The sequence below is a fragment of the Microbulbifer sp. ABE4_465 genome (genome assembly GCF_056160765.1).
Map to the genome: position 1 here is coordinate 306,161 of NZ_JBSWXV010000002.1, position 23,182 is coordinate 329,342.

A 23,182-nucleotide genomic window follows, 5' to 3' on the forward strand; every position below is an offset into this window, starting at 1 on the left:
GAAATATTGAACCCACTGGGGGGTCTAATGAAAACCAAGCGATTCATGGCTGTGGCGCTGACCACTGCGCTGTCTGCCGGCGCACTGTACGGTAGCGTAGCCACTGCGGACACACTCAACACCGTACTCAAGGTTGGCGAGCAGAAAACTGCTGCTGCCACTGCATCTCAAAAGCGCATCGACAAGATCGCTCAGGAAACCTCCGACCTGCTTCAGCAGTTCAAGGTAGTAAACAAAGAGATCGACGGTCTGCGTGTATACAACCGTCAGCTCGAGAAACAGCTGGCCAACCAGCTGGCCGTGATCAAGGATCTCGACGAGTCCATCGATCAGGTAACCGTTATCGAGCGTCAGATCCAGCCGCTGATCCTGCGTATGCTGGACGGTCTGGAGCAGTTCATCGAACTGGACGCCCCCTTCAAGCTGGCCGAGCGTAAGGCCAACCTCGAAGGAGTTAAGAACAATATGGACCGTTCCGATATCACTGTAGCGGAAAAATTCCGTCAGGTGCTGGAACTGTACAATTTCGAATCTGAATACGCCCGTAAGATCGACAGCTACGGCGACACCCTGAACGTGAACGGTCAGGATCGCGAAGTAAACGTACTGCAGGTTGGTCGTATCGCTCTGGTAGCTCAGACCACTGACTCCAAAATCTCCCTGGCCTATGACAAAGAACAGAAAGCCTGGGTTGAGATTGACTCCGGCGAATACCGTCGCGCCATCATGCAGGGTCTGAAAATCGCCAAGAAACAGGCTACTACCGACATCATGACTTTGCCGATTACTGCTCCGGAGGCTGCGCAATGAAAACCTCTATCGCCAAAAGCGTTCTCGCCGTAGCGGCTGCTGGCCTGATCAGCGTTTCCGCTGTTGCCCAGGACAAAGCCTCCTCCCTGGACCAGCTGCTGAAGATGGTTCAGAGCTCCAAGATCTCCGAGTCTGCCGAGCACAAAAAACGCGAAGCCGACTTCCGTCGTCAGAAAGCTAATCAGTCCTCCCTGCTGAGCCAGGCTGAAAACACGCGCGCTTCCGAAGAAGCCCGCTCCGCGGCGCTGGAGAAGAAGTACGAAGACCAGGAACTGCTGGTTCAACAGAAACGCGAAGCGCTTGATCAGCGTCTGGGTTCTCTGAAAGAGCTGTTCGGTCACCTGACCTCCACCGCTGGCGACTTGCGCGCTAACCTGGACGGCTCTCTGGTTTCCGCCCAGTACCCGGGCCGTGCTGAGTTCCTCGATCAGCTGATCGACAAAATGAACTCTGCTACCAAACTGCCGACTATTCCGGAAATTGAGCGTTTGTGGTTCGAACTGCAGCGTGAAACCGTAGAAGCCGGTAAGGTTGTGAAGTTTAACGGCACTGTAATTCTGCCTGACGGTGAACAGGTTGAGCAGGAAGTGGTACGTGTTGGTAACTTCAACCTGGTTTCCAACGGCAAGTACCTGGAAATGAACGACAACCAGAAGATGGCAGAACTGATCCGCCAGCCTGATGGTCACTTCCAGAAAATGGCTTCGAACCTGCAGGCAGCTACCAGCGGTTTCACCGCCTTCGGTGTTGACCCCACTGGTCCTACCGGCGGTTCCTACCTGAAAGCCATGATCAACAGCCCGAGCATTGTTGAGCGCTGGCACCAGGGTGACAAAGTGGGTTACATCATCACTGCGGTGGGTGTATTCGCTATCCTGCTGGCTATCTGGCGTCTGATCGTACTGTCTGGTGTTAACGCCAAAGTTAACGCTCAGCTGCGTTCCTCTACTCCGAACACCAACAACCCGCTGGGTCGTGTTCTGGCTGTAGCCGAAGAGAACAAAGGCGTAGACGGTGAGACTCTGGAACTGAAGATGGAAGAGGCGGTGCTGAAAGAGCGTCCGGCCATCGAATCCGGTCTGAACCTGCTGAAGATCATCGCGATGGTAGCCCCGCTGCTGGGTCTGCTGGGTACCGTTACCGGTATGATCGTAACCTTCCAGGCGATCACCATCTTCGGCGCGGGCGATCCTAAAGCAATGGCTGGCGGTATCTCCTCTGCACTGGTAACCACCGTTCTGGGTCTGTGTGTCGCTATCCCGACTGTACTGCTGCACACCGTAGTGAACGGCCGCGCCAAGCGTATCCTGCACATTCTGGACGAGCAGAGTGCCGGTATCGTTGCAGAAAACGCTGAGCGTAAATAAGAGGAGGCGGCAACATGCACGCATTGAATGACGCATGGGCCGCCGTTGTCGCCTTTATGGCGTCGGGCGGGCCAGTACTACTCCTGATCGCCGGCCTGACCTTCTTTATGTGGACGCTGATTTTCGAGCGGTTCTTCTACTTCAAGAGTGGCCTGAAGAGTGATGTTCAGGGCGCTGTGGACACCTGGGAAGCGCGCCCCGAGCGCAAATCCTGGGGTGCCCACCAGATCCGCTACGCGCTGATTTCCCGGGTATCCGAGAAAATCGACAGCAACTTGGACATGATCCAGACCTGTGTAGCCCTGGCGCCGTTGTTCGGCCTCCTGGGTACCGTTTGGGGCATGATCAACGTGTTTGAGGTTCTCGCGATCACCGGCGGTGGTGATGCCAAGCAAATGGCCAGTGGTGTATCCATGGCGACCATCCCGACAATGGCGGGCATGGTAACCGCACTGTCCGGTGTATTTGCTAACACCTATATCACCCGTACCGCCCAGCGTGAAAGCCAGCTGCTGGAAGACCATCTGACGATGGATCACTAAGGCACCACAAGTGTGTTGCTGCCGCAATCGAACGAGTGCGGCGGTAACCGAGAAGGTTTAGCCAACACGGAAGCTTCCATTTTCACTCTGTGTCAGTGGGAGCTTCAGGGCCAAATCTCGCTATTAGCATTTTGCTAGAGAGAGTTGCAATGAGCAGAAAACAGAATACGGCGGAAGAAGAAGGGCAAGCGATTGACCTCACGCCCATGCTGGACGTGGTGTTCATCATGCTGATCTTCTTCATCGTCACCGCGACCTTTATCAAGGAGCCAGGTGTCGATGTTCTGAAGCCGGAAGCGACAACCGCTGATCTCAAAGCCGCCTCTATTCTGGTAGCGATTAACGACAACAACGAAATCTGGATTGCCAAAGAGCAGGTAGATGACCGCCTGGTGAAAAACACCCTGGAGCGTCTCTACGCGGAAAACCCCAAGGGGTGGTTGGTTATTCAGCCCGATAAAAAGGCGAGTATCGAGAAGGTTGCCCTGATCGCGGACGCGGCCAGGAAGATCGGAATCGAGAAAGTGTCGGTCGCTACAGAGAAGAGTTAACAGCTATGAACCCGGTAAGACTAGTAGGGGCGGGTGCGCTGGCAGTAGTCACCACCATTGCCCTGATCTTCACCATGCATGCGCTGATTGAAGCCAATATGAAAGCTCCCGATGACGAGGAGCAGATCAAAGTGGCCGATATCGTGATGCCGGAAACGAAGATCGAAACGCAATACGACACCAGCAAACCGGATAAGCCCGACGAGCCCGAGCAGCCGCCACCCGATATGCCGGAGCCGGAGTTTGACCAGCCGGACGTAGACAATGCCCTGAACATGTCTGCACCGACTGCCAATGCCGACCTGAACGTAGGTGGTATCGGCGGCTTCGCTTCCGAAGGTGACTACCTGCCTATCGTGAAGGTTCAGCCCCAGTATCCACGTCGCGCCTTGCAGCGCGGTATCGAAGGCTGGGTTGTTGTGGAATACACGGTAACCAAAAACGGTTCTGTACGTGATCCGCGTGTTGTGGAAGCCTTCACCAAAGACGGCAACCCCACCACCATCTTCAACCGCGCTGCTGTGAAGTCCGCGTTGAAGTACAAGTACAAGCCGCGGGTTGTTGACGGTGAACCGATTGAAGTGCCTGGTGTAAAAACCAAGATCAGCTTCAATATGGCGCAATAAGATAGGGGACGCATATGAATATGACGACCGTGACGAAAGGCCTCTCCAGGCTCGTCCTGCGCACGTCCGTAGCGCTGCCCCTGGTCCTGGCGCCGGCAGTGAGTGTAACCGTGCTGGAGGCCGTGGGTGTTTCCACTTCTTTCGCTCAGGCTGAGGCCCAGAGCGAGCAGAAGACCCGCAAAACGCCTTCCATGCGCGAAAGTGCATTCAAGCACCTGGGCAAGGCCCAGGAAGCTGCTGATGCCCAGAACTGGCCGGCTGCCCTGGCGGCACTGCGGGAGATGGAAGCGGGTAAGGACAAGCTGAACGGTTATGAAACCGCGCAGATGTACTACTTCTACGGCTTTGTTTACTACAGCATGGAGAAGTATCCGCAGGCGATTACCTACTACAAGAAAGTGCTGGATCAGGGTGAACAGAACCTGCCGGTAGCACTGGAAGTGGGTACGCTGCTAACCGTGGCCCAGCTTTACTTCGTTACAGAAGATTACAAGCAGGCTGTCAACTACCTGAACCGCTGGTTCAAGGTAGCCGACAATATCAACGCGGATTCCTACGCCCTGCGCGCCCAGGCTTATTACCAGCTGGGCGACAACAACAAGGCACTGGCCGATATCAATCAGGCCGTGTCCATGTACGAAAAAGAAGGCAAGACCCCGAAGGAGAACTGGCTGGGCCTGCAGCGTTTCCTCTACTACGAGAAAAACGACTACAAGCAAGTGGCCAATATCCTGGAAAAGCTGGTCAAGTATTACCCGAAAGGGGAGTACTACAAACAGCTGGCGGGTATGTACGGTGAGCTGAAGCGTGAAGACGATATGCTTCACATGATGGAAGCTGCCTACATTGCCGGTGCCCTGCAAAAAGAGAAAGAGCTGTTGAACATGGCTTACCTCTTTATGGGTGCAGAAATGCCGTACAAGGGTGCCAAAGTGATCGACAAGGGCATGAGCGAGAAGAAGATTGCCCGCAACTCCAAAAATCTGGAAACCCTGGCTCAGGCATACCAGATGGCTCAGGAGCTGCAAAAATCGATCCCTGAACTGGAAGCTGCTGCAGGTATGTCCGACAAGGGTGACCTTTATTCCCGTCTGGCCGGTATCTACCTGGACCTGGACAAGAATAAAGAAGCTCTGGATATGGGTACCAAGGCGCTGAAGAAAGGCGATATCAAGCGTCCGGATCAGCTCTACATCGTGCTGGGTATGGCGAACGCCAACCTGAAGAAGTACGACGCCTCGCTCAAGAACTTCAAGAAAGCCCTGGAAGACAAACGTTCCGAGAAGTTTGCCAAACAGTGGATCACTTTCGTAGAAGGTGAGCAGGAGCGTGAGAGACAGCTGGCAATGTAAAACCCTACATTGACCGGATGTTTTTCCAAAGAAAGGCCGCACACTGTGCGGCCTTTCTTTTGCGTCTGAACAGGATTGGCATAATTTTGATCGATTAATGGGAATTATTTGCAATTTCGCCGGATTCAACTAGAAATGTAGGTAGCTGATCAGCTTTTTCCATCGCACCGACTCACCCCGTGCGCCGGTGCGTTTCAAACAACACCTGAAAATAAAAAGGAGAGGTGTTATGGAGCTGGCTTATCCGCCCAATTCCGTTTCAGATCTTTCAATACCCATTCAATCTACCGCCGCCGTGCGCAACCTGGCGATGGCCCTGGGGGTTACCGGATTACTGTTGTTCGGTATGTCGCAGCTGATCGCCACTGACTTTGAAGCACCACTTGTGGAGCCTCCTCCAAAAGTTGCACCGATTCATATGCCGGATGTAAAGCCTACGGTGCATCGGCAGGAGACCGTTAGTAAACCACAGGAGTTACCGCCACCGGTGACGCCGGCTACTGTTGAGCGCACCGTGGAGCCCGGTTCTATTCCCCTGGATATTCGCCCACCGGCTTCAACCCGGACCAAAGTGAATACCGCAATCATCAGTGCGGATCCACTACCCATTTACAAGCCGGCACCCCGCTACCCACGGCGTGCGATGGCCAGGGGAATCGAAGGCTACATAGTGGTGGAATTCACCATCAGCAAGAACGGCAGTGTGAAGAATCCGCGGGTTGTGGGTGGATACGATACCGCCGGGGCGCCGACGGATGTGTTTGATCACTCTGCGTTAAAGGCCGTTGAGCGCTTCAAATACCGACCAACGGTGGTGGATGGTGAGCCGGTTGAAAAGCACGGTGTACGCAACCGGATCTCTTACAAGCTGGCAGAATAACCACTTCGTCAGTGCACTCCATTAATGGACCAAAAAAAAAATAGCGGGCAATGCCCGCTATTTTTCTTGCCGCTGGGTGACCCCAGGATCAGTCGATTTCTCGCACCGCGCCTTTATCGGCACTGGTTGCCAGTAATGCGTAGGCTTTTAGCGCGCGACTTACCTTGCGTGGGCGAACCTTCGCCGGTTTCCAGCCTTCCTCACCTTTCGCGTTCATTGCGTCGCGGCGGCGTTGCAGTTCCTCTTCCGGAATATCGATTTCGATCAGGCGCTTGGGAATATCGATGCGGACCAGGTCACCATTCTGTACCAGACCGATATTGCCGCCCCCGGCTGCTTCCGGTGATACGTGCCCAATTGAAAGGCCTGAGGTTCCACCTGAGAAGCGGCCGTCGGTAATCAGCGCGCAGGACTTACCCAGGCCTTTGGATTTCAGGTAGCTGGTGGGGTACAGCATTTCCTGCATGCCCGGGCCGCCTTTGGGGCCCTCATAGCGCACGATGACAGCCTCACCTTCCTTCACCTTGCCTTCAAGAATATGCGCCACGGCGTCTTCCTGGCTTTCGACGATGTGGGCGGGGCCTTCAAAGTGCCACAGCTCTTCTTCCACCCCGGAGGTTTTTACGACACAGCCGTTGGGGGCGAGGTTGCCGAACAGTACCGCGAGGCCACCCTCGGAAGAATAGGCATGCTCGACAGAGCGGATACAGCCCTCCTCGCGGTCGCCGTCTAGGTTGTTCCAGCGGCAGTCCTGGCTGAACGCGGTTTGTGTAGGAATGCCGGCTGGGCCCGCACGGAAAAACTTGTGTACTTCCGGGTTATCTGTACGGCGAATATCCCACTCTTCCAGCGCTTCTTTAAAGGAGCTGCTGTACACCGTTGGCAGGCTGGCATCCAGCAGTCCGCCGGCCTCCAGTTCGCCGAGGATGGACATGACGCCACCCGCCCGGTGTACGTCTTCGATATGGTATTTCTGAGTGTTCGGCGCCACTTTGCACAGCTGCGGAATCTTGCGTGACAGGCGGTCGATATCGGACAAATCAAAGTCGATTTCGCCTTCCTGGGCCGCCGCCAGCAGGTGCAGGATAGTATTGGTGGAGCCGCCCATGGCGATATCCAGGGCCATCGCATTGCTGAACGCGGCGCGGTTGGCGATGCTGCGGGGAAGGGCGGAATAGTCATCCTCTTCGTAATGGCGCTTGGCCAGGGCGACGATCTCGCGGCCCGCGCGCAGGAACAGCTGCTCGCGGTCGGCGTGGGTAGCGAGCATGGTACCGTTCCCGGGCAGAGACAGGCCCAGTGCCTCGGTCAAGCAGTTCATGGAGTTTGCGGTGAACATGCCGGAGCAGGAACCGCAGGTGGGGCAGGCGGAGCGCTCGTACTCGGCGACCTTTTCGTCGCTGGCATCATCGGTAGCGGCAATCACCATGGCATCCACCAGGTCCAGCTTGTGGTCGGCTAGCTTGGTTTTGCCCGCTTCCATGGGGCCACCGGAAACAAAGATCACCGGGATATTCAGGCGCAGGGCCGCCATCAGCATTCCGGGGGTAATTTTGTCGCAGTTGGAGATACAAACCAGTGCGTCGGCGCAGTGGGCGTTTACCATATATTCCACGGAGTCGGCGATGATCTCGCGGCTGGGCAGGCTGTAGAGCATGCCATCGTGGCCCATGGCGATACCGTCGTCCACGGCGATGGTGTTGAACTCTTTGGCAACGCCGCCGGCTTTCTCGATTTCTCGTGCCACCAGCTGGCCCATGTCCTTCAGGTGTACGTGCCCGGGCACGAACTGGGTGAAGGAGTTGGCCACGGCAATAATCGGCTTGTGGAAATCTTCATCCTTCATGCCGGTGGCGCGCCACAGGGCGCGGGCGCCGGCCATATTGCGGCCGGCGGTGGAGGTGCGAGAGCGGTACTGAGGCATAGCGGTACTTACTAAACGTGTGAACGTGGATCAGAATTTGGTGGTTTGCCCGAAGTTTGGGCGGGGTAGCAATGTACCCCGGGGACGCGACAGGTTAGCAAAATGGAAGCGCTATTGCGCGGTTGCCAAAAGTAGGAGAATCCTGCGCAAGACCTGTCCGTTTCCCGTGGGTTTTCATGCAAGTCTATTGCGCTTTCAGCGGCTTGCGTAAAACGCGGGAATTTCGCTGAATGTTGTACAGAGACTTGCGGCTCGTGGGCAGATCCGCGACATCCATCTGGGTGAAGCCGCGCTCGATAAACCAGTGTTCGGTCTGGGTGGTCAGTACATAGATGTCCGCCAGATCCAGCGCCCGTGCCTGTCGCTCAAGATGTTGCAGCAACTTGGCACCGCGGCCGCCGCCGCGAAACTCCGGATGAATGGCCACACAGGCAATTTCCGCGGCGATGGTGTCGCCCTGATCGTCGAGAATCGGATACAGCGCCGCACAGGCCACCGGGGTGCCATCCACTTCCACCAGGGTAAAGTGGTCGATTTCCGACTCAAGCTTTTCTCGCGAGCGGCGCACCAGAATGCCCTGTTTCTCCAACGGCCGGATTAGCCCGAGAATCCCGCCCACGTCGTTGATCCGCGCCCGCCGGATCACCTCGTAGCTATCCCGGTAAATCATGGTGCCGGCGCCCTCGCGGCTCAGCAGTTCCTGCAGCAGGGCGCCATTGTCTGCGTAACTCAGCAGGTGCACACGTTGCGTACCGGCGTTACAGGCTTTGATGGCGCAACTCAGTGTTTCGCTATCGAGGTGGTCGGCAACGTCTTCCGCCTGATGGATACTGAGGTCATAAATCGTCTCGCCGTTGACTTCCAGTTGTGGCTGGTCGCGAAACAGGATCAGTTTCTCCGCCTGAAGCGTCTTGGCCGCTTCGGCGGCGAGATCCAGATAGTTGAGGTTAAACAGCTCGCCGGTCAGGGAGGTGCCAAAGGGTGACAGCAGCACCAGGGAGTTTTCCTCCAGCGCGCGGCCAATGGCCTGCACTTCCATCCGTCGCACCTGCCCGGTCCAGCGCATATCCACGCCGTCGATAACGCCCACCGGACGCGCGGTAACAAAGTTGCCGGAAACCACTTTCAGCGCGGAGCGCGCCATGGGCGAATCCGGTAACCCCTGGGAAAACGCGGCTTCAATTTCGAAGCGCAGTTTGCCCACCACCGCCTTGATCACCTCCAGGGTTTCGCGGTCGGTAATGCGGGTGTTGCCCTGAAAACGGCTTTCGATACCGGCGGCCGTCAATGCGCGGTTCACCTGCGCGCGGGCCCCGTGCACCAGCACCAGCTTTACCCCCAGGCTGATTAACAGAGTGAGGTCGTGTACCAGGTTGCGAAAATTCTCATGCTCGAACCCCTCCCCCGGAATCGCAACCACCAGGGTTCGCCCGCGCAGATCATTGATATAGGGCGCGGCGTTTCTGAACCAGTTGAGGGTGGTGGTTTCTGTATTCACGAGCTTTTGTGTTCTGCAGATTAATCGTAAGTCGGCTCAATATACCGTATTTTCTGCGGCAGCAGTGGTTAATGTTAAAGCGGGGATTTGTTCGGGCTGGGTGGCGGTGCCGCTACCGGGTGCACTTTTGCGAGACACGTCGTGAACCCATCCATGGGGACTCTTCCGCGAGGTCCCTCTCGCGGAAGGTCTCGCAAAAGTGCACCCGGTATCGCCACCTTCTCTCGGACTTCTAAACGCTGTCAGAGGCAAAACTTCCCAATCATCCCTTTCAACACGTCGACCATCGGATCAATCCGCTCAAGGCCGAGGTATTCATCCGGCTGGTGGGCCTGATCAATATCTCCGGGGCCGAGAACGATTGTCTGCATGCCGAGCTTTTGCAGGAAGGGCGCCTCGGTGGCGAAGGCCACGCTTTCGGCACTGTGCCCGGTCAGCTGTTCGGCTACCCGCACCAGCTCAGATTGTGCCGGCTCTTCGAAAGCCTCCACGCCGCCGATCAGGGATTCCATTTCCAGCTGGATCTTCTCGCCGCCTATTACGTCTTTCAGACGCTGGTGCAGTTCCCCACGCAACTCGTCCATCGGCATGCCCGGCAATGGTCGCAGGTCAAATTGCAGTTCCGTGTGCCCGCAGATGCGGTTTGGATTATCGCCGCCGTGAATACAGCCGAGATTGAGTGTCGGCACCTGAACGGCAAACCCGGGATTGGTGTAGCGTTCCTGCCACTCTCCGCGCAGTTTCAGAATTTCTCCCATCGCGGTATGCATCGCCTCCAGCGCGCTGGCGCCGTACGCGGGGTTGGAGGAGTGGCCGGCCTGGCCGGTGATGCGCAGCCGTTCCATCATCATGCCCTTGTGCATACGGATGGGCTTCAAGCCGGTGGGTTCGCCGATGATGGCGTAACGGGCCTTGGGCAAGCCGGCCTTTACCAGTGCGCGCGCCCCGGACATGGAGGTTTCCTCGTCCGCGGTGGCAAGGATGATCAGTGGCTGCTGCAACGGCTTGTTGGCAAAGGCTTTCGCGGCTTCGATCGCCAGCGGAAAAAAGCCTTTCATATCCGTGCTGCCGAGGCCGTAAAAACGGTTGTCGCGCTCGCTCAGTTTGAACGGATCGGATTTCCAGCGGTTGTCGTCGTAGGGCACGGTATCGGTGTGTCCGGCAAGTACCAGCCCGCCATCGCCCCGGCCAAGGGTGGCGATCAGGTTGGCTTTATGGGGCTGGTCTTCCATGGGCATGATTTCAATCTTGAAGCCCAGGGTTTCCAACCAGGCGGCGAGCAGGTCGATAACGCCGCGATTACCCATATCCAGTTTGGGGTTGGTGGCGCTGACGCTGGGACTGGCGACCAGCTGCTGCAGCTGTTGCTGAACTCCCGGCAGGTTGCGAGCGCTCATGGTGTACGTCCTTTTGTTATTTCCGACTTGTCTGTTCTTCAGCGATTAAATCAATTATTCGGCGCACTTTCGTCCGTGTCGTGTTCGGCGCGCCAACGGGCGGGGGACATCCCAAACTGGCTGGAAAACCAGCGAGTGAATGAGCTTGCCACCGAGTAGCCGAGCATATCCGCAATTCTGCCAAGAGAATAGTTGGGGTTTGCCATGTAGTGCACCACCAGGTTGCGGCGCACTTCGTTAATCAGGTCGGAAAAGGTTTCCCCACTTTCTTCAAGCTTGCGTTGCAGGGTGCGCACGTTTACCCCGAGGGCATGGGCGATCTGTTCAATATTGGCACGCCCCATGGGCAGGAACAGATAAATCGCCTGGCGAACCTCGTAGGAAAACGGTTGCTGTTTGGAGCCGGGCAGGGAGGCAATATAGGTTTCCGCATATTTCGCCATGGCTGGATCGGCAGATGGATTTGGGCTGTCGAGATCCGCTGCCGGACACACCATGCCGTTGAAGTCGGAGCCAAACTCGATTTTGCAATTAAATATACGCTTGTGTACCTGCAGATCCGGCGGTGCACTGTGTGTGAAGTTGACGCTGATCGGATGCCACTGGCCACTCAGCAGTGCGCCGCACAAACGAAACAGCACACCGATTGCAAGTTCGGTCGCCTGACGGGACGGGCGTGTATTGCTGGTGACGACTTCCTCGTGTACGACCACGACTTTCCCCGCATCCTCCAGGTGCATGACCAGCGCATCGTTCATCAAGTGGCGGTATTTGATGGTGGTATTTAACGCATCGCGCAGAGTGCGCAGATGTGGCAGCAAAAGACTGATCGCACCGAAATCCGACAGTTGGCGAAATTCTGCCAGGCGCAGCCCGAACGTCGGGCACTGACTTTCCTCTGCGGATAGTTCCAGCAGATCCACCACCGCATCTACCGAGATACGTGTATCCGCCTGTCCCAACACCGTGGGACGCAACCCGACATCGTGCATCAGACGCTGGTAGTTCAGTCCCAGTTGCTGGGCCAGTTCGGCATAGTCATTCAGCGCCGCAGCGCGAATCTGACTCGTCATTTATCCATCCTCAGACGGTTTTTCTTCCATTTTAGTGTGTCATGAAAAGAAAAGTATATGTCGCTCGAAGTGAAGATGCGCAAAGGGGGAAACCATACAGTAGATACCAGAAGCGAATATCAACCGAAAACGCGAAAGCACTACAGGAGGCCTGGGAATGGTCAAGGCTGTTCGATTTTATGAAACCGGGGGCCCCGAAGTCCTGCGTATCGAAAATGTCGAAGTGGGTAAACCCGGACCCGGCGAAGTGCGTCTGCGCCACGTGGCGGTAGGTCTGAATTATGCGGATACCTATTTTCGCAATGGCACCTATCCCATTCCCATGCCCAATGGTATCGGTGTGGAAGCTGCCGGTGTGGTGATGGAAGTGGGTGCCGGTGTGACCAATGTCACCGCAGGTGACCGAGTCACCTACACCGGTTTCCTCAACACCCTCGGTGCCTATTCGAGCGAGCGACTGATTCCCGCGGCGCCACTGATCAAACTGCCGGAAACCATTGCCTACGAAACTGCGGCGGCGATGACCATGCGTGGTCTGACGTCCGCCTATCTGATGCGCCGTATTCACGATTTCAAAGCGGGGGACACCATTCTGCTGCACGCGGCTGCCGGTGGTGTTGGCCTGATTGTTTCCCAATGGGCGAAGCTGCTCGGTCTGAATGTCATTGGCACCGTCTCTTCGGAAGCCAAGGCAGAAGTGGCGCGGGCACATGGTTGCGATCACGTGATCAATTACAGCTGTGAAGATGTGGTGACCAGCGTGCGCGACCTGACGGGTGGCGTTGGCGTGGATGTGGTGTTCGACAGTGTTGGCAAAGACACCTTTATGGCGTCTCTCGACTCGCTGAAACGCCGCGGACTGATGGTTTGCGTCGGTACCGCTTCGGGCACCATTCCGCCTTTTGATCCACAGCTGCTGGCGATGAAAGGGTCGCTGTATATGACGCGCCCGGCACTGGCAGACTACATTGCGGACCCCGCAGAAAAAGAAGCACTGGCCGGCGAGCTGTTCGACCTGGTGGGTAGCGGCCGCTTGAAGATCGGTATCAATCAGCATTACGCACTGGAAGATGCAGTGCAGGCGCACCGGGATCTGGAAGCGCGCAAAACCACCGGCTCATCGATTTTCATTATCTGAGGTGTCGACCATGCGCATTGAACCGCTCACCTGCAGTATCGGCGCCGAACTGTCCGGGATCAATCTCGCCGACGCCGTTCACGACGATGGACTGTTCGAAACCATTCGACAGCTTCTCATCGAGCACAAGGTACTTTTTCTGCGCGACCAGAATTTTTCCCGCGCGCAGCATGTCGCCTTTGCCGAGCGATTTGGCGAGCTGGAAGATCATCCGGTTGCTGGGTCTGACCCTGAGCACCCGGGGCTAGTGCGGATTTATAAAAGTCCGGATCAGCCCGCAGACCGCTATGAAAATGCCTGGCATACCGATGCCACCTGGCGCGAGGCGCCGCCGTTTGGTTGTGTGTTGCGCTGTATCGAATGTCCGCCGGTGGGCGGCGACACCATGTGGGTCAATATGGTGAAGGCCTATGAAATGCTGCCCGAGCATGTGAAAAAACAGATCGATGGTTTGCGTGCACGCCATTCCATCGAGGCTTCTTTTGGCGCCGCCATGCCTATCGAAAAACGCCTTGCGCTGAAGGAACAGTTTCCCGACGCGGAACATCCGGTGGTGCGCACACACCCGGACACCGGAGAAAAAATTCTGTTTGTGAATGCGTTCACCACGCACTTTACCAACTTCCATACCCCGGAGAATGTGCGCTTCGGTCAGGACGCGAATCCGGGTGGTGCAGACCTTCTACGCTACCTGATTAGCCAGGCAACGATTCCCGAGTACCAGGTGCGCTGGCGCTGGCAACCGCACAGCGTCGCCATCTGGGACAACCGCAGTACCCAACATTATGCCGTGATGGACTATCCGGCCTGCCACCGCAAGATGGAGCGCGCCGGCATCGTGGGCGATAAGCCTTACTAAATCACTATTCGAAAAAAATAAATTGCGAACGATGAGGAGTGAAGAATGCAGTTCCTAGATGATTCCCTGCACCCGCAGAACCAGGACAAAGTTGTAATTACCGTAGCCCCCTACGGACCTGAGTGGATGCCGGAAGATTTCCCGGAAGATATTCCGGTCACCATGGAGGAGCAGATCCAGAAAGCCGTCGACTGCTATGAGGCCGGTGCCACCGTATTGCACCTGCACGTACGTGAACTGGATGGCAAAGGCTCCAAGCGCCTGTCCAAATTCAATGAACTGATTGCCGGCGTGCGCGAGGCGGTACCCGACATGATCATCCAGGTGGGTGGTTCCATTTCTTTTGCCCCGGAAGAAGGGCAGGAAGCCAAATGGCTGTCCGACGACACCCGCCATATGCTCGCGGAACTGTCGCCGAAACCGGATCAGGTAACCGTGGCCATCAACACCGTGCAGATGAACATCACCGAGTTGATGCATGAAGAAGACGTCGCCGGTACCAGTATCTGCGACCCGGCCTACTGGGAAGCGTATCGCGAAATGACTGTGCCCGCAGGACCGGGCTGGGTGGAGGAGCACCTGAAGCGTTTGCAGGCGGCCGAGATTCAGCCGCACTTCCAGCTGACCGGTATGCACTCGCTGGAAACTCTGGAGCGCCTGGTGCGTCGCGGCGTTTATCGCGGTCCGCTGAACCTGACCTGGGTCGGTATTGCCGGTGGTTTCGACGGCCCCAACCCCTACAATTTTATGGAGTTTATCCGCCGCGCCCCGGACGGTGCCTGCCTCACACTCGAATCCCTGATGAAAAATGTGTTGCCGATCAACACCATCGCCATGGCACTGGGCCTGCACCCGCGCTGTGGTATTGAAGACACCCTGATCGACCAGCACGGCAATCGCATGACCTCGGTGGCGCAGATCCAGCAACTGGTGCGTCTGTCTCACGAACTGGGGCGCGAAGTCGCCAACGGACAGGAAGCGCGAGAAATCTACCGCATTGGCACCTGGTATAAAGACGCCAATGAAACCCTGGCGGCCCATGGTATGGCGCCCAATCGCAAGCTTGGACAGAAGAATGTTCCGCTGCGCGGGTATTGATTCAGCAATCCCGAACCGCAGCTGTTGAGTCTCGCACTGGCGGCCCTGTGCCGCCAGTGACGAGGTGACCGCGCTGTTCTGTACGCTGGCTTTCTGCGAGGAACCGCCATGGCCCACTATGCCGACAGTGATATTCCGGTCGTCTCGGTATCGCGCCGTTACGCCTGGATTATTTTCGCCCTTACCTTTGGTCTGCTGATTTCCGACTATATGTCGCGGCAGGTTCTCAACGCTGTATTTCCACTGCTCAAACTCGAGTGGCAATTGAGTGACGCCCAGCTGGGTTCCCTTTCGGGTATTGTTGCCCTGATGGTCGGTTTGCTCACCATACCGCTCTCCCTACTTGCCGACCGCTGGGGCAGGGTAAAAAGCCTGACCCTGATGGCGCTGCTGTGGAGCCTCGCCACCCTGATGTGCGCACTGTCCGACAGTTACGCGGAAATGTTTGCGGCGCGTTTTCTGGTGGGAATCGGTGAAGCTGCCTACGGCAGTGTGGGTATCGCACTGGTGATTTCCGTGTTTCCGCCAAGCCTGCGTGCGACGCTGGCGGGTGCCTTTATGGCCGGCGGTATGCTGGGGTCGGTGCTTGGTATGGCGTTGGGCGGAGTGCTCGCGGAGCACCTCGGCTGGCGCTGGGCATTCGCCGGTATGGCCATTTTCGGCATCGTCCTTGCGCTGATCTATCCCGTCATCATTCGCGAAAAACGCGTGACGCCGGCTACTTCTGCAGCCAGCGCGCAGCGCCCATCTCTGCGCGGCCTGGTCAACAACCCGTCGGTGCTGTGTGCCTACATCGCCAGCGGTCTGCAACTGTTTGTCGCGGCGTCGCTGATGGCCTGGATCCCCAGCTTCATGAATCGCTATTACGATCTCGGAACCGACAAGGCCGGTATGGCCGCAGCAGTATTTGTTCTGATCAGCGGTGCCGGCATGGTGGTGTGCGGCAATCTGTGTGACCGACTGTGCCGGAATCACGCGGAGCGTAAAATTTCGCTCGCCATTATTTACTGCCTGTTGTGCTGCCTGTTTCTGGGCGTCGGGTTTCGCCTGGAGTCTGGGGTGGTGCAACTGGTGCTGATCGGCCTCGGCATGTTCCTGGTAGCGGGGACCACCGGCCCCGCCGGCGCCATGGTGGCGAATCTTACACACGCGGCGATCCACGGAACCGCCTTTGCAACCCTGACCCTGGTCAACAATCTGCTTGGCCTGGCGCCGGGGCCGTTTGTGACCGGCATGTTGGCGGATGGGGTTGGACTCTCTCAGGCTCTGGCACTGGTGCCAATCATGAGCCTCGCATCGGCACTGGTTTTCTACTGCGCGAAGCGCCACTACCGGCAGGATATTGCCAGTGTGCGTGATCTATCCGCACAGGGGGCGGTAGTCGCGGCATGAGTAATCTGAAAATTGAAGTGGCGTTTGATTTTATCTGCCCCTGGTGTTTTATCGGCAAACGCAACCTGGAAGTTGCCACGGGATTGCTGCGTGAAAACCTGCCGGAATTGCATATCGACGTATTCTGGGTGGGCGTGCAATTACTACCGGGGCTTCCTGTCGCTGGTGTTCCGTTCAAGGATTTCTATCGCCAGCGGTTGGGAAGCGATGAGGCGGTGCGTATTCGTCAGGAGCAGGTCAGCCGCGCTGCGTTGAACGCCGGCATCTCCTTGCGCCTGCAAAATATTCCGATCATGCCGAATACGAAACTGGTGCATCGGATTTTTCATCGAGCGCAGCAGCTGGGCACTCCCGCGCAGGCGGACGAGTTTCTCGAATGCCTGTTTCACGCGTACTTTATTCACGGGCGCGATATCGGCGATGTGGAAATCCTGCTCGACATTGCCGAGGGCTGTGCACTGGATAGCCGCATGCTGGCGGACGGTGCGGCTGTGGCTCCTAAGTCTTTTCACTCGGCTTCCGCGGTGGAGGGGGTGCCGAGTTATACCTTCAATCACCGAATGCGCCTGCACGGTGCGCAGCCGCCGGAACAATTATATGCCGCGCTTTGCCAGGCGCTTGACGAACTGTCTGTGTAAGGACGCGAACAGCGAGGGGTTATCTCATGATTGCTGCTACCTGGGTTTCTGTGCGCTCGCGATCGCAGGTTCTGTTGCCCGGACTGATTGCCAGTACCGTCGTTGCCGCTGCGGCGAGTTTTCTTTCCGAACATTACTCCGCGCCGGTGATGCTGTTCGCCCTGTTACTGGGAATGGCGATGAATTTCCTCGCAGCGGATGGACCCTGCAAGGAAGGCATTGAATTTACCGCGCGTACGATATTGCGTATCGGTGTCGCCCTGTTGGGTATGCGGATCACCTTTGATCAGGTCGCCTCCCTGGGGTGGGGGCCGATCATCCTGGTGATAGGCATCGTTACTGCGACCATATGTGTTTCCGTGGGGCTCGCCCGGGCACTGGGTTTTCAGTCGCTGTTTGGCGTATTGACCGGCGGTGCCACCGCGATCTGCGGCGCTTCCGCGGCGATGGCGCTGTCTGCGGCCATGCCTGCGCACCCGGCCAAGGAGCGCGCAACCCTGTTTACCGTGGTGGGGGTTTCCGCACTGTCGACCATGGCCATGATTGCCTATCCGATGGTGGTGCAGTGGTTTGGGCTGGATGATGTTGAGGCCGGTATTTTCCTGGGTGGCACTATCCACGATGTGGCTCAGGTGGTAGGGGCCGGCTACAGCATTTCCCATGAGGCCGGCGATACCGCCACCATCGTCAAGCTGATGCGCATTGCCATGTTGTTGCCGGTGATTCTGTGTGTCGTTATGGTCGCCCGCGCCCAGGGTGCGGAGGATGGTGGCAAACGCCCTCCACTGCTGCCGCTGTTTGCGGTGGTCTTTGTATTGCTTGCCGCGGTCAACAGCACCGGCTGGGTACCACCGACGGCACAGCAGTTTGGCAGCGACCTGTCGCGCTGGTGCCTGGTTATTGCGATCAGTGCGCTGGGCATGAAAACCCAGCTAAAAGAACTGGCCAAGGTCGGGTTCAAACCGATACTGCTGATGCTGATCGAAACCACGGTGCTCGCGGCGATGGTCCTGGCCATTCTCTATTTCAGCTGATCGATCATCACTCTTTCCCGCTCTGCTTAATACCGCTGCATGCGGTGCAAGACCCTGCAAAAGTCGGTGTACTTTTGCGGGGTTTTCTTTTTCTCGGGCGCGCAAAAAACATGCAAAAAAGTCGCCGAGTGTCATCAAATGAAAACTGCCTGTCGCCTCAAGAAAAGTCCAGATTCACGCCCTCTTTTAGAGTGAGTCCGTGGCCGAGCGTTCCGGACCACCCCACATGCTGACGGGAATCGATGTTTTATTTCGGTCAGTCACGCTTCAGTGCGAGGCACTGAAGCATTTTGAGGAGACAATAATGAAATTTATACGCACCAATCCTGATAAAGATAATTCCATTGGACTGGTACAGCCGTCGCTGCTGGCTCTTGCTGTTGGCCTGGCGATTCATCCGTTAAGCGGGTTGGCTGAAACTAGCGATGCGAGAGACCTGAGAATAGACGAAGTCACTGTTACCGCACAGAAGCGCAGCGAAAGCCTGCAGGATGTGCCCGTCGCAGTGGACGCCCTGACCGGAGATCAATTGGCAAAGGCGGGATTCCGCGATGTCGATGATGTCGCCGCCCAGATTCCGTCACTGATTGTGACCAGCAACCTTTCCCCACTGAATGCCACTTTTCGCATTCGTCGTATTGGCAACGAGGGCAATATCCCCACTTTTGAACCGGACACCGCATTGATCATCGATGGCGCATTCCGCTCCCGTTCCGGGGTGGGCCTGGGCGAACTCGTCGATGTGCAGTCGGTGGAAGTTCTCAAAGGACCCCAGAGCACCCTGTACGGAAAAAATGCCAGCGCCGGTGTCATCATCGTCAATACCGAGGCCCCGACCTCAGACTTTGCCGGTATGGCCGAGTACGGTTTTGGCTCCGAGGGCCTGAGCCAATTCAAGGGCTCCGTCAATGGCGCGATCAGTGATGGTGTCAACGGTCGCGTCAGTGTTTCCAGTACCCGCCGCGATCAGATGATCGAGAACACCCTAGGCGAAGGCGGTGACAGCCAGGACGGACAGGCTCTGCGCGTTCAGCTGAGCGCGGATCTTTCCGACAACCTGACTTCCAGGCTGATTCTGAGCCGCATGGAGCGGCATATGAACACCATGCTTGGGGACACCTGGTACAGCCCAACGGTCGTGACAGTTGCCGGGGCCATGTCCCAGTTTGGCGCCGGCAGTGCGGTGACCAATAACGATCCGTCGGATCGTATTATCGAGCAGGTGGGGACCAACGATTTCGATCAGCAGGTGACCGACGGCGTACTGCAGTTTGAATACTCCGGCGATGGATACCTGTTCAATGCCATTACCGGATTTGAAGATTACTCCTCCAGCAACATCATGTATGGCGTGGAGCAGATGCCATCGGACCTGCTGGTATTCAACGATCTGCAGGACGGGCGCTCTTTTTCCCAGGAACTGCGTCTGATGTCGGATAACAGCGAAAACCTCGAGTGGTTACTGGGCGGCTTCTACTACAACAACACATTTACCCGCGGCGACAGAAACGGTGCAGAGTTTGAACTGCAGTCCGATATTGCCATGCTCGGCAATGTGGTTGGCTCGGTACTCGGCGTACCCGAGCAATTCCGCCCGGCACTGTTTGGCAGCGATGGTGATACCGGTGACGTTTTTGCCGAACAGGACACCCAGAGCTATGGCATATTCGGTACCCTCGGTTATCACATCAATGAGAACCTGAAGCTGGACACCGGCCTGCGCTACTCAATGGATGCGAAAGACGGAAAAGTCGAGCAGCACACCACCACCGCACTCGGTTGCGTACTCAATAATCTCGTCTGCTCGCTCACGCCGGATGCCAGCGACTTTGAAGACAACGACAGCTGGACTGCGATTACCGGGAATGTCACCCTGAGCTGGTTTGCCAACGACGATACCATGATCTATGGCACCTATTCCCGTGGCTTCAAGGCGGGTGGCTACAGCCTGCAGTGGGGCGACTTCAGCGAAGAGGCGCGACCCTTCGACGAAGAAGATATCGATAACTTCGAGCTCGGCTGGAAAACCGAAACCTGGGCAAATCGCGCGCGTATCAACGGCAGTCTATTCCATACCGAGTATTCCAATTTCCAGAATGCCACCTTTATCGGGCTTGCGTTTGCGGTCAACAACGCAGAGAAGGTTGTAGTTGATGGCATCGAGCTGGACTCCACCTGGCTGCTCAGTGAAAACCTGACAGGGGTAGCAAACCTTGCCTATATCCAGGCCAGGTACGATACCTACACCGGCGGACAGTGCTACTACGGTCGCGCACCGGAAAATGCACTGGGGCAGTGTGATCTGAGTGGCGAGACCCTACCGTTTGCACCGGAACTGACCGGCAACCTGGCGCTGGAGTGGGAGCAGCCCCTGGCCGGTGGGGACCTCTATTCCCGTGTGGATTATCGCTATACCGGACAAGCCAATTACAGTTCCGAGCTCGATCCCCGTCATCAGGAGGATGCCTACTGGGTGGGTAATCTGCGCGCGGGTTGGCGCAACGATACCTGGGACATTTCCACCTGGGTTCGCAACCTGCACGACGAGGTGTATTTCGTCCAGAAAACCGCCTCGCCTATCGCGTCAAAGCTGGATGGCGGCGCTTCTTATCAGGCCTACACTGGAACACCGCGCACCTTCGGTTTGACTGCGCGAATGCATTTCTGAGTATTTTTCCGATATTTGGTTAAGTGGAAATTCATTGTTGGGGCGGATCAGCTATCTGTTCACGCCCCTTTTTTTACAAGGTGAACAATGGAAACACAAGCGACTGTTTTGATCGTGCCCGGACTGCGAGATCACGTGGAAGAGCACTGGCAAACGCATCTGGAAAAAAGGCTGCAGCGTGTGTGCAGCGTGCCACCGCTTACGGAACAAAAGCTCGATTGCAATGCTCGAATAGAAAATATCCAGCGACAGATCGAGCGTATCAAAGGCGACATCATTCTGGTTGCGCACAGTGCCGGCTGCCTGATGGTGGCGCACTGGGCGGCGCGTTACACCCGTGAGATCAAGGGAGCGCTGCTGGTTGCACCGCCGGATTTGAATATCGACTGGCCGCCGCAATACCCGACACCGGATACTCTGCGCGAGCACGGTTGGGATCAGCCTTCGGCACAGCCGCTACCGTTTCCCAGCATTCTTGCCGCAAGTACCAATGACTACCTGGCTTCATTCGCCACGGCGGAAAAAATGGCGGCGACCTGGGGTAGCAAACTGGTCAACCTCGGCGACGTTGGTCACCTCAATCCGGCGTCTGGCTTCGGGCCCTGGCCGATGGCGGAAGCCTTTATTGAAGAGCTGGACAGCTGCCTGATTCCCTGTGCTCTGTAAACGCAAATTTTGACGAGAGGAAATTCTATGTACGGCCAGATGATGAACCTGCCGCTCACCATTACCAATATCATGCAATTTGCCGACAAGGTTTACGGTAGCAGCGAAATTGTGTCGGTGACCTCCGATAACCCATACCACCGCTATACCTACGGGGAGGCTTTTGCCCGCGCACGCAAACTGGCCAATGCACTTGAGCGGTTGGGCATCCAGCGCGGCGAATGTGTCGGTACCCTGGCGTTAAACGATTACCGTCATCTTGAGTTGTACTACGGGATTTCCTGTTCGGGCATGGTGTGCCACACCATTAATCCACGCCTTTTCCCGGAACAGCTGGAGTACATCATCAACCACGCTGATGACCAGTACCTGTTTGTGGATGTGCTGTTTGTGCCGGTACTGGAAAAGCTGGTGGAAAAGTTACCGCGGGTAAAAGGGTTTGTGGTACTGACCGATGAAGCGCATATGCCGGAACAATGCAGTCTGCCCAACCTGATCTGCTACGAGACACTGATTGCCGGTGAGAGCGACGAATTCGACTGGCCGGAATTAGAAGAAAATACCGCGAGCTCCCTGTGTTATACCTCGGGCACCACAGGCAATCCAAAAGGTGTTCTCTACTCCCACCGTTCCACGGTTTTACACTGCTACGGCTCCGCTCTGCCGGATTCCTTCGGGCTTTCCGGCCGGGACGTGGTGATGCCGATTGTGCCCATGTTCCATGTGAATGGCTGGGGACTGGTGTACAGCGGTCCTATGGTTGGCGCCAAGCTGGTGATGCCGGGGCCGAAAATGGGAGATGGCGAAACCCTGTGTACCCTGATCAATGAGGAAAAAGTAACGGCGTCGGCGGGCGTGCCGACCGTTTGGCTGGCACTGCTGGGATATCTGGAAAAGTCCGGCCAAAAGGTGCCGAGCCTGCAGCGGCTCACCACCGGCGGTGCCGCCTGTCCGCAACCGATCTTTGACAAGTTTCGTGAACATTACGATGTGGAAGTCCAGCAGGCCTGGGGCATGACGGAAATGAGCCCACTGGGTACCTACAATACCCAGAAGCCCCACATGGACAATTGGAGCGAAGAAGAGAAAACCCGGATTCGGCTCAAACAGGGGCGCCCCGTCTATGGTGTGGATATGAAAATTGTCGACGAAAATGATGTTGCCTTACCCTGGGATGGCAAGGCATCGGGTGCAGTGAAAGTGCGCGGTTCCTGGGTGATTCAGCGTTACTTCAAGGCGGGCACCGATGCCTGCGACACCGATGGCTGGTTTGAAACCGGGGACGTGGCCACCATTGATGCCGATGGGTATATGCAGATTACCGACCGGACCAAAGACGTGATCAAGTCCGGTGGCGAGTGGATTTCCTCCATCGAGCTGGAAAACTGTGCCATGACTCACCCGCAGGTGGCGGAAGCGGCGGTGATTGGTGTGTATCACGAAAAATGGACCGAACGCCCGCTATTGGTCGTTGTACCCAAAGAGGGTGAGTCGCCAGATCCGGCAGAATTACTGGCACATTTTACCGGCAAGGTTGCGCGCTGGTGGATTCCGGAAGCCTGTGAGTTTGTGGCGGATATACCGCATACGGCAACCGGCAAGGTCAGTAAAAAGGATTTGCGCGTGCGGTTTGAGAACTATCAGTGGCCCGCGAAGTAGCCGCGCGTTT

General features: G+C 56.7%; 20 protein-coding genes. 16 read left to right on the forward strand and 4 right to left on the reverse strand.

Translation table 11 applies throughout. From position 1 onward, the window contains the following. Positions 1-27: 27 nt before the first annotated feature. The 7 genes from ACXAG1_RS04970 to ACXAG1_RS05000 all read left to right on the forward strand — a co-directional run bounded on the left by ACXAG1_RS04970 (position 28) and on the right by ACXAG1_RS05000 (position 6,128). Entirely contained in the window at positions 28-810 is a 783-nt protein-coding gene (locus tag ACXAG1_RS04970) for a DUF3450 domain-containing protein (RefSeq protein ID WP_475091752.1), read from the forward strand. Next, positions 807-2,177 (forward strand): MotA/TolQ/ExbB proton channel family protein, encoded by a 1,371-nt coding sequence (locus tag ACXAG1_RS04975; RefSeq protein WP_475091753.1) that lies wholly within the window; start codon positions 807-809, stop codon positions 2,175-2,177. The genes ACXAG1_RS04970 and ACXAG1_RS04975 overlap by 4 nt, the downstream gene beginning before the upstream one ends. 14 nt (positions 2,178-2,191) lie before the next feature. Continuing rightward, a complete protein-coding gene (locus tag ACXAG1_RS04980; RefSeq protein WP_475091755.1) occupies positions 2,192-2,719 on the forward strand; it encodes a MotA/TolQ/ExbB proton channel family protein in 528 nt (175 codons plus the stop codon). Between the two features lie 149 nt (positions 2,720-2,868). Next, complete coding sequence (locus tag ACXAG1_RS04985; protein ID WP_043319449.1) at positions 2,869-3,270, forward strand: ExbD/TolR family protein; 402 nt, start codon at positions 2,869-2,871, stop codon at positions 3,268-3,270. A gap of 5 nt (positions 3,271-3,275) precedes the next feature. Continuing rightward, positions 3,276-3,896 (forward strand): energy transducer TonB, encoded by a 621-nt coding sequence (locus ACXAG1_RS04990; protein ID WP_475091756.1) that lies wholly within the window; start codon positions 3,276-3,278, stop codon positions 3,894-3,896. A gap of 14 nt (positions 3,897-3,910) precedes the next feature. Next, entirely contained in the window at positions 3,911-5,248 is a 1,338-nt protein-coding gene (locus tag ACXAG1_RS04995) for a tetratricopeptide repeat protein (RefSeq protein WP_475091757.1), read from the forward strand. A 229-nt stretch (positions 5,249-5,477) separates the two neighbouring features. After that, positions 5,478-6,128, forward strand: coding sequence for an energy transducer TonB (locus ACXAG1_RS05000; RefSeq protein ID WP_475119109.1), 651 nt, complete (start codon positions 5,478-5,480; stop codon positions 6,126-6,128). An 88-nt stretch (positions 6,129-6,216) separates the two neighbouring features. Here the strand turns inward: ACXAG1_RS05000 and ilvD are convergent, their stop codons facing one another. The 4 genes from ilvD to ACXAG1_RS05020 all read right to left on the reverse strand — a co-directional run bounded on the left by ilvD (position 6,217) and on the right by ACXAG1_RS05020 (position 12,020). Then, on the reverse strand, positions 6,217-8,052 hold the full coding sequence (gene ilvD, locus ACXAG1_RS05005; protein ID WP_475091759.1) for a dihydroxy-acid dehydratase: 1,836 nt from the start codon (positions 8,050-8,052) through the stop codon (positions 6,217-6,219). A 184-nt stretch (positions 8,053-8,236) separates the two neighbouring features. After that, a complete protein-coding gene (gene argA / locus ACXAG1_RS05010; protein ID WP_475091760.1) occupies positions 8,237-9,550 on the reverse strand; it encodes an amino-acid N-acetyltransferase in 1,314 nt (437 codons plus the stop codon). 242 nt (positions 9,551-9,792) lie between these two features. Continuing rightward, positions 9,793-10,947 (reverse strand): acetylornithine deacetylase, encoded by a 1,155-nt coding sequence (gene argE, locus ACXAG1_RS05015; protein ID WP_475091761.1) that lies wholly within the window; start codon positions 10,945-10,947, stop codon positions 9,793-9,795. A 50-nt stretch (positions 10,948-10,997) separates the two neighbouring features. Beyond that, a complete protein-coding gene (locus ACXAG1_RS05020; protein WP_475091762.1) occupies positions 10,998-12,020 on the reverse strand; it encodes an AraC family transcriptional regulator in 1,023 nt (340 codons plus the stop codon). 157 nt (positions 12,021-12,177) lie between these two features. On the opposite strand from ACXAG1_RS05020, the gene ACXAG1_RS05025 reads away from it, so the two are divergent. From ACXAG1_RS05025 to ACXAG1_RS05065, 9 genes are all read left to right on the forward strand, one after another. Next, positions 12,178-13,158 carry a quinone oxidoreductase family protein gene (locus ACXAG1_RS05025; RefSeq protein WP_475091764.1) on the forward strand — a complete coding sequence of 327 codons (981 nt, stop codon included), beginning with the start codon at positions 12,178-12,180 and terminating at the stop codon, positions 13,156-13,158. Between the two features lie 10 nt (positions 13,159-13,168). After that, entirely contained in the window at positions 13,169-14,017 is an 849-nt protein-coding gene (locus ACXAG1_RS05030) for a TauD/TfdA dioxygenase family protein (RefSeq protein ID WP_475091766.1), read from the forward strand. Between the two features lie 45 nt (positions 14,018-14,062). Further along, complete coding sequence (locus ACXAG1_RS05035; RefSeq protein WP_475091767.1) at positions 14,063-15,115, forward strand: beta-keto acid cleavage family enzyme; 1,053 nt, start codon at positions 14,063-14,065, stop codon at positions 15,113-15,115. Between the two features lie 108 nt (positions 15,116-15,223). After that, positions 15,224-16,507: an MFS transporter gene (locus ACXAG1_RS05040; RefSeq protein ID WP_475119110.1), complete on the forward strand. Its 1,284-nt coding sequence runs from the start codon at positions 15,224-15,226 to the stop codon at positions 16,505-16,507. Beyond that, entirely contained in the window at positions 16,504-17,145 is a 642-nt protein-coding gene (locus ACXAG1_RS05045) for a DsbA family oxidoreductase (RefSeq protein WP_475119111.1), read from the forward strand. Before ACXAG1_RS05040 ends, ACXAG1_RS05045 begins: the two co-directional genes overlap by 4 nt. A 26-nt stretch (positions 17,146-17,171) precedes the next feature. Next, the gene (locus ACXAG1_RS05050) at positions 17,172-18,179 is read left to right on the forward strand and encodes a YeiH family protein (protein WP_475119112.1); all 1,008 of its coding nucleotides are present in this window, start codon (positions 17,172-17,174) and stop codon (positions 18,177-18,179) included. A gap of 304 nt (positions 18,180-18,483) precedes the next feature. Next, on the forward strand, positions 18,484-20,847 hold the full coding sequence (locus ACXAG1_RS05055) for a TonB-dependent receptor (protein WP_475119113.1): 2,364 nt from the start codon (positions 18,484-18,486) through the stop codon (positions 20,845-20,847). An 87-nt stretch (positions 20,848-20,934) separates the two neighbouring features. After that, positions 20,935-21,513 (forward strand): RBBP9/YdeN family alpha/beta hydrolase, encoded by a 579-nt coding sequence (locus ACXAG1_RS05060; protein WP_475119114.1) that lies wholly within the window; start codon positions 20,935-20,937, stop codon positions 21,511-21,513. A 27-nt stretch (positions 21,514-21,540) separates the two neighbouring features. After that, positions 21,541-23,172, forward strand: a complete 1,632-nt coding sequence (locus tag ACXAG1_RS05065; RefSeq protein ID WP_475119115.1) for a long-chain-fatty-acid--CoA ligase — start codon at positions 21,541-21,543, stop codon at positions 23,170-23,172. Positions 23,173-23,182: the final 10 nt, after the last annotated feature.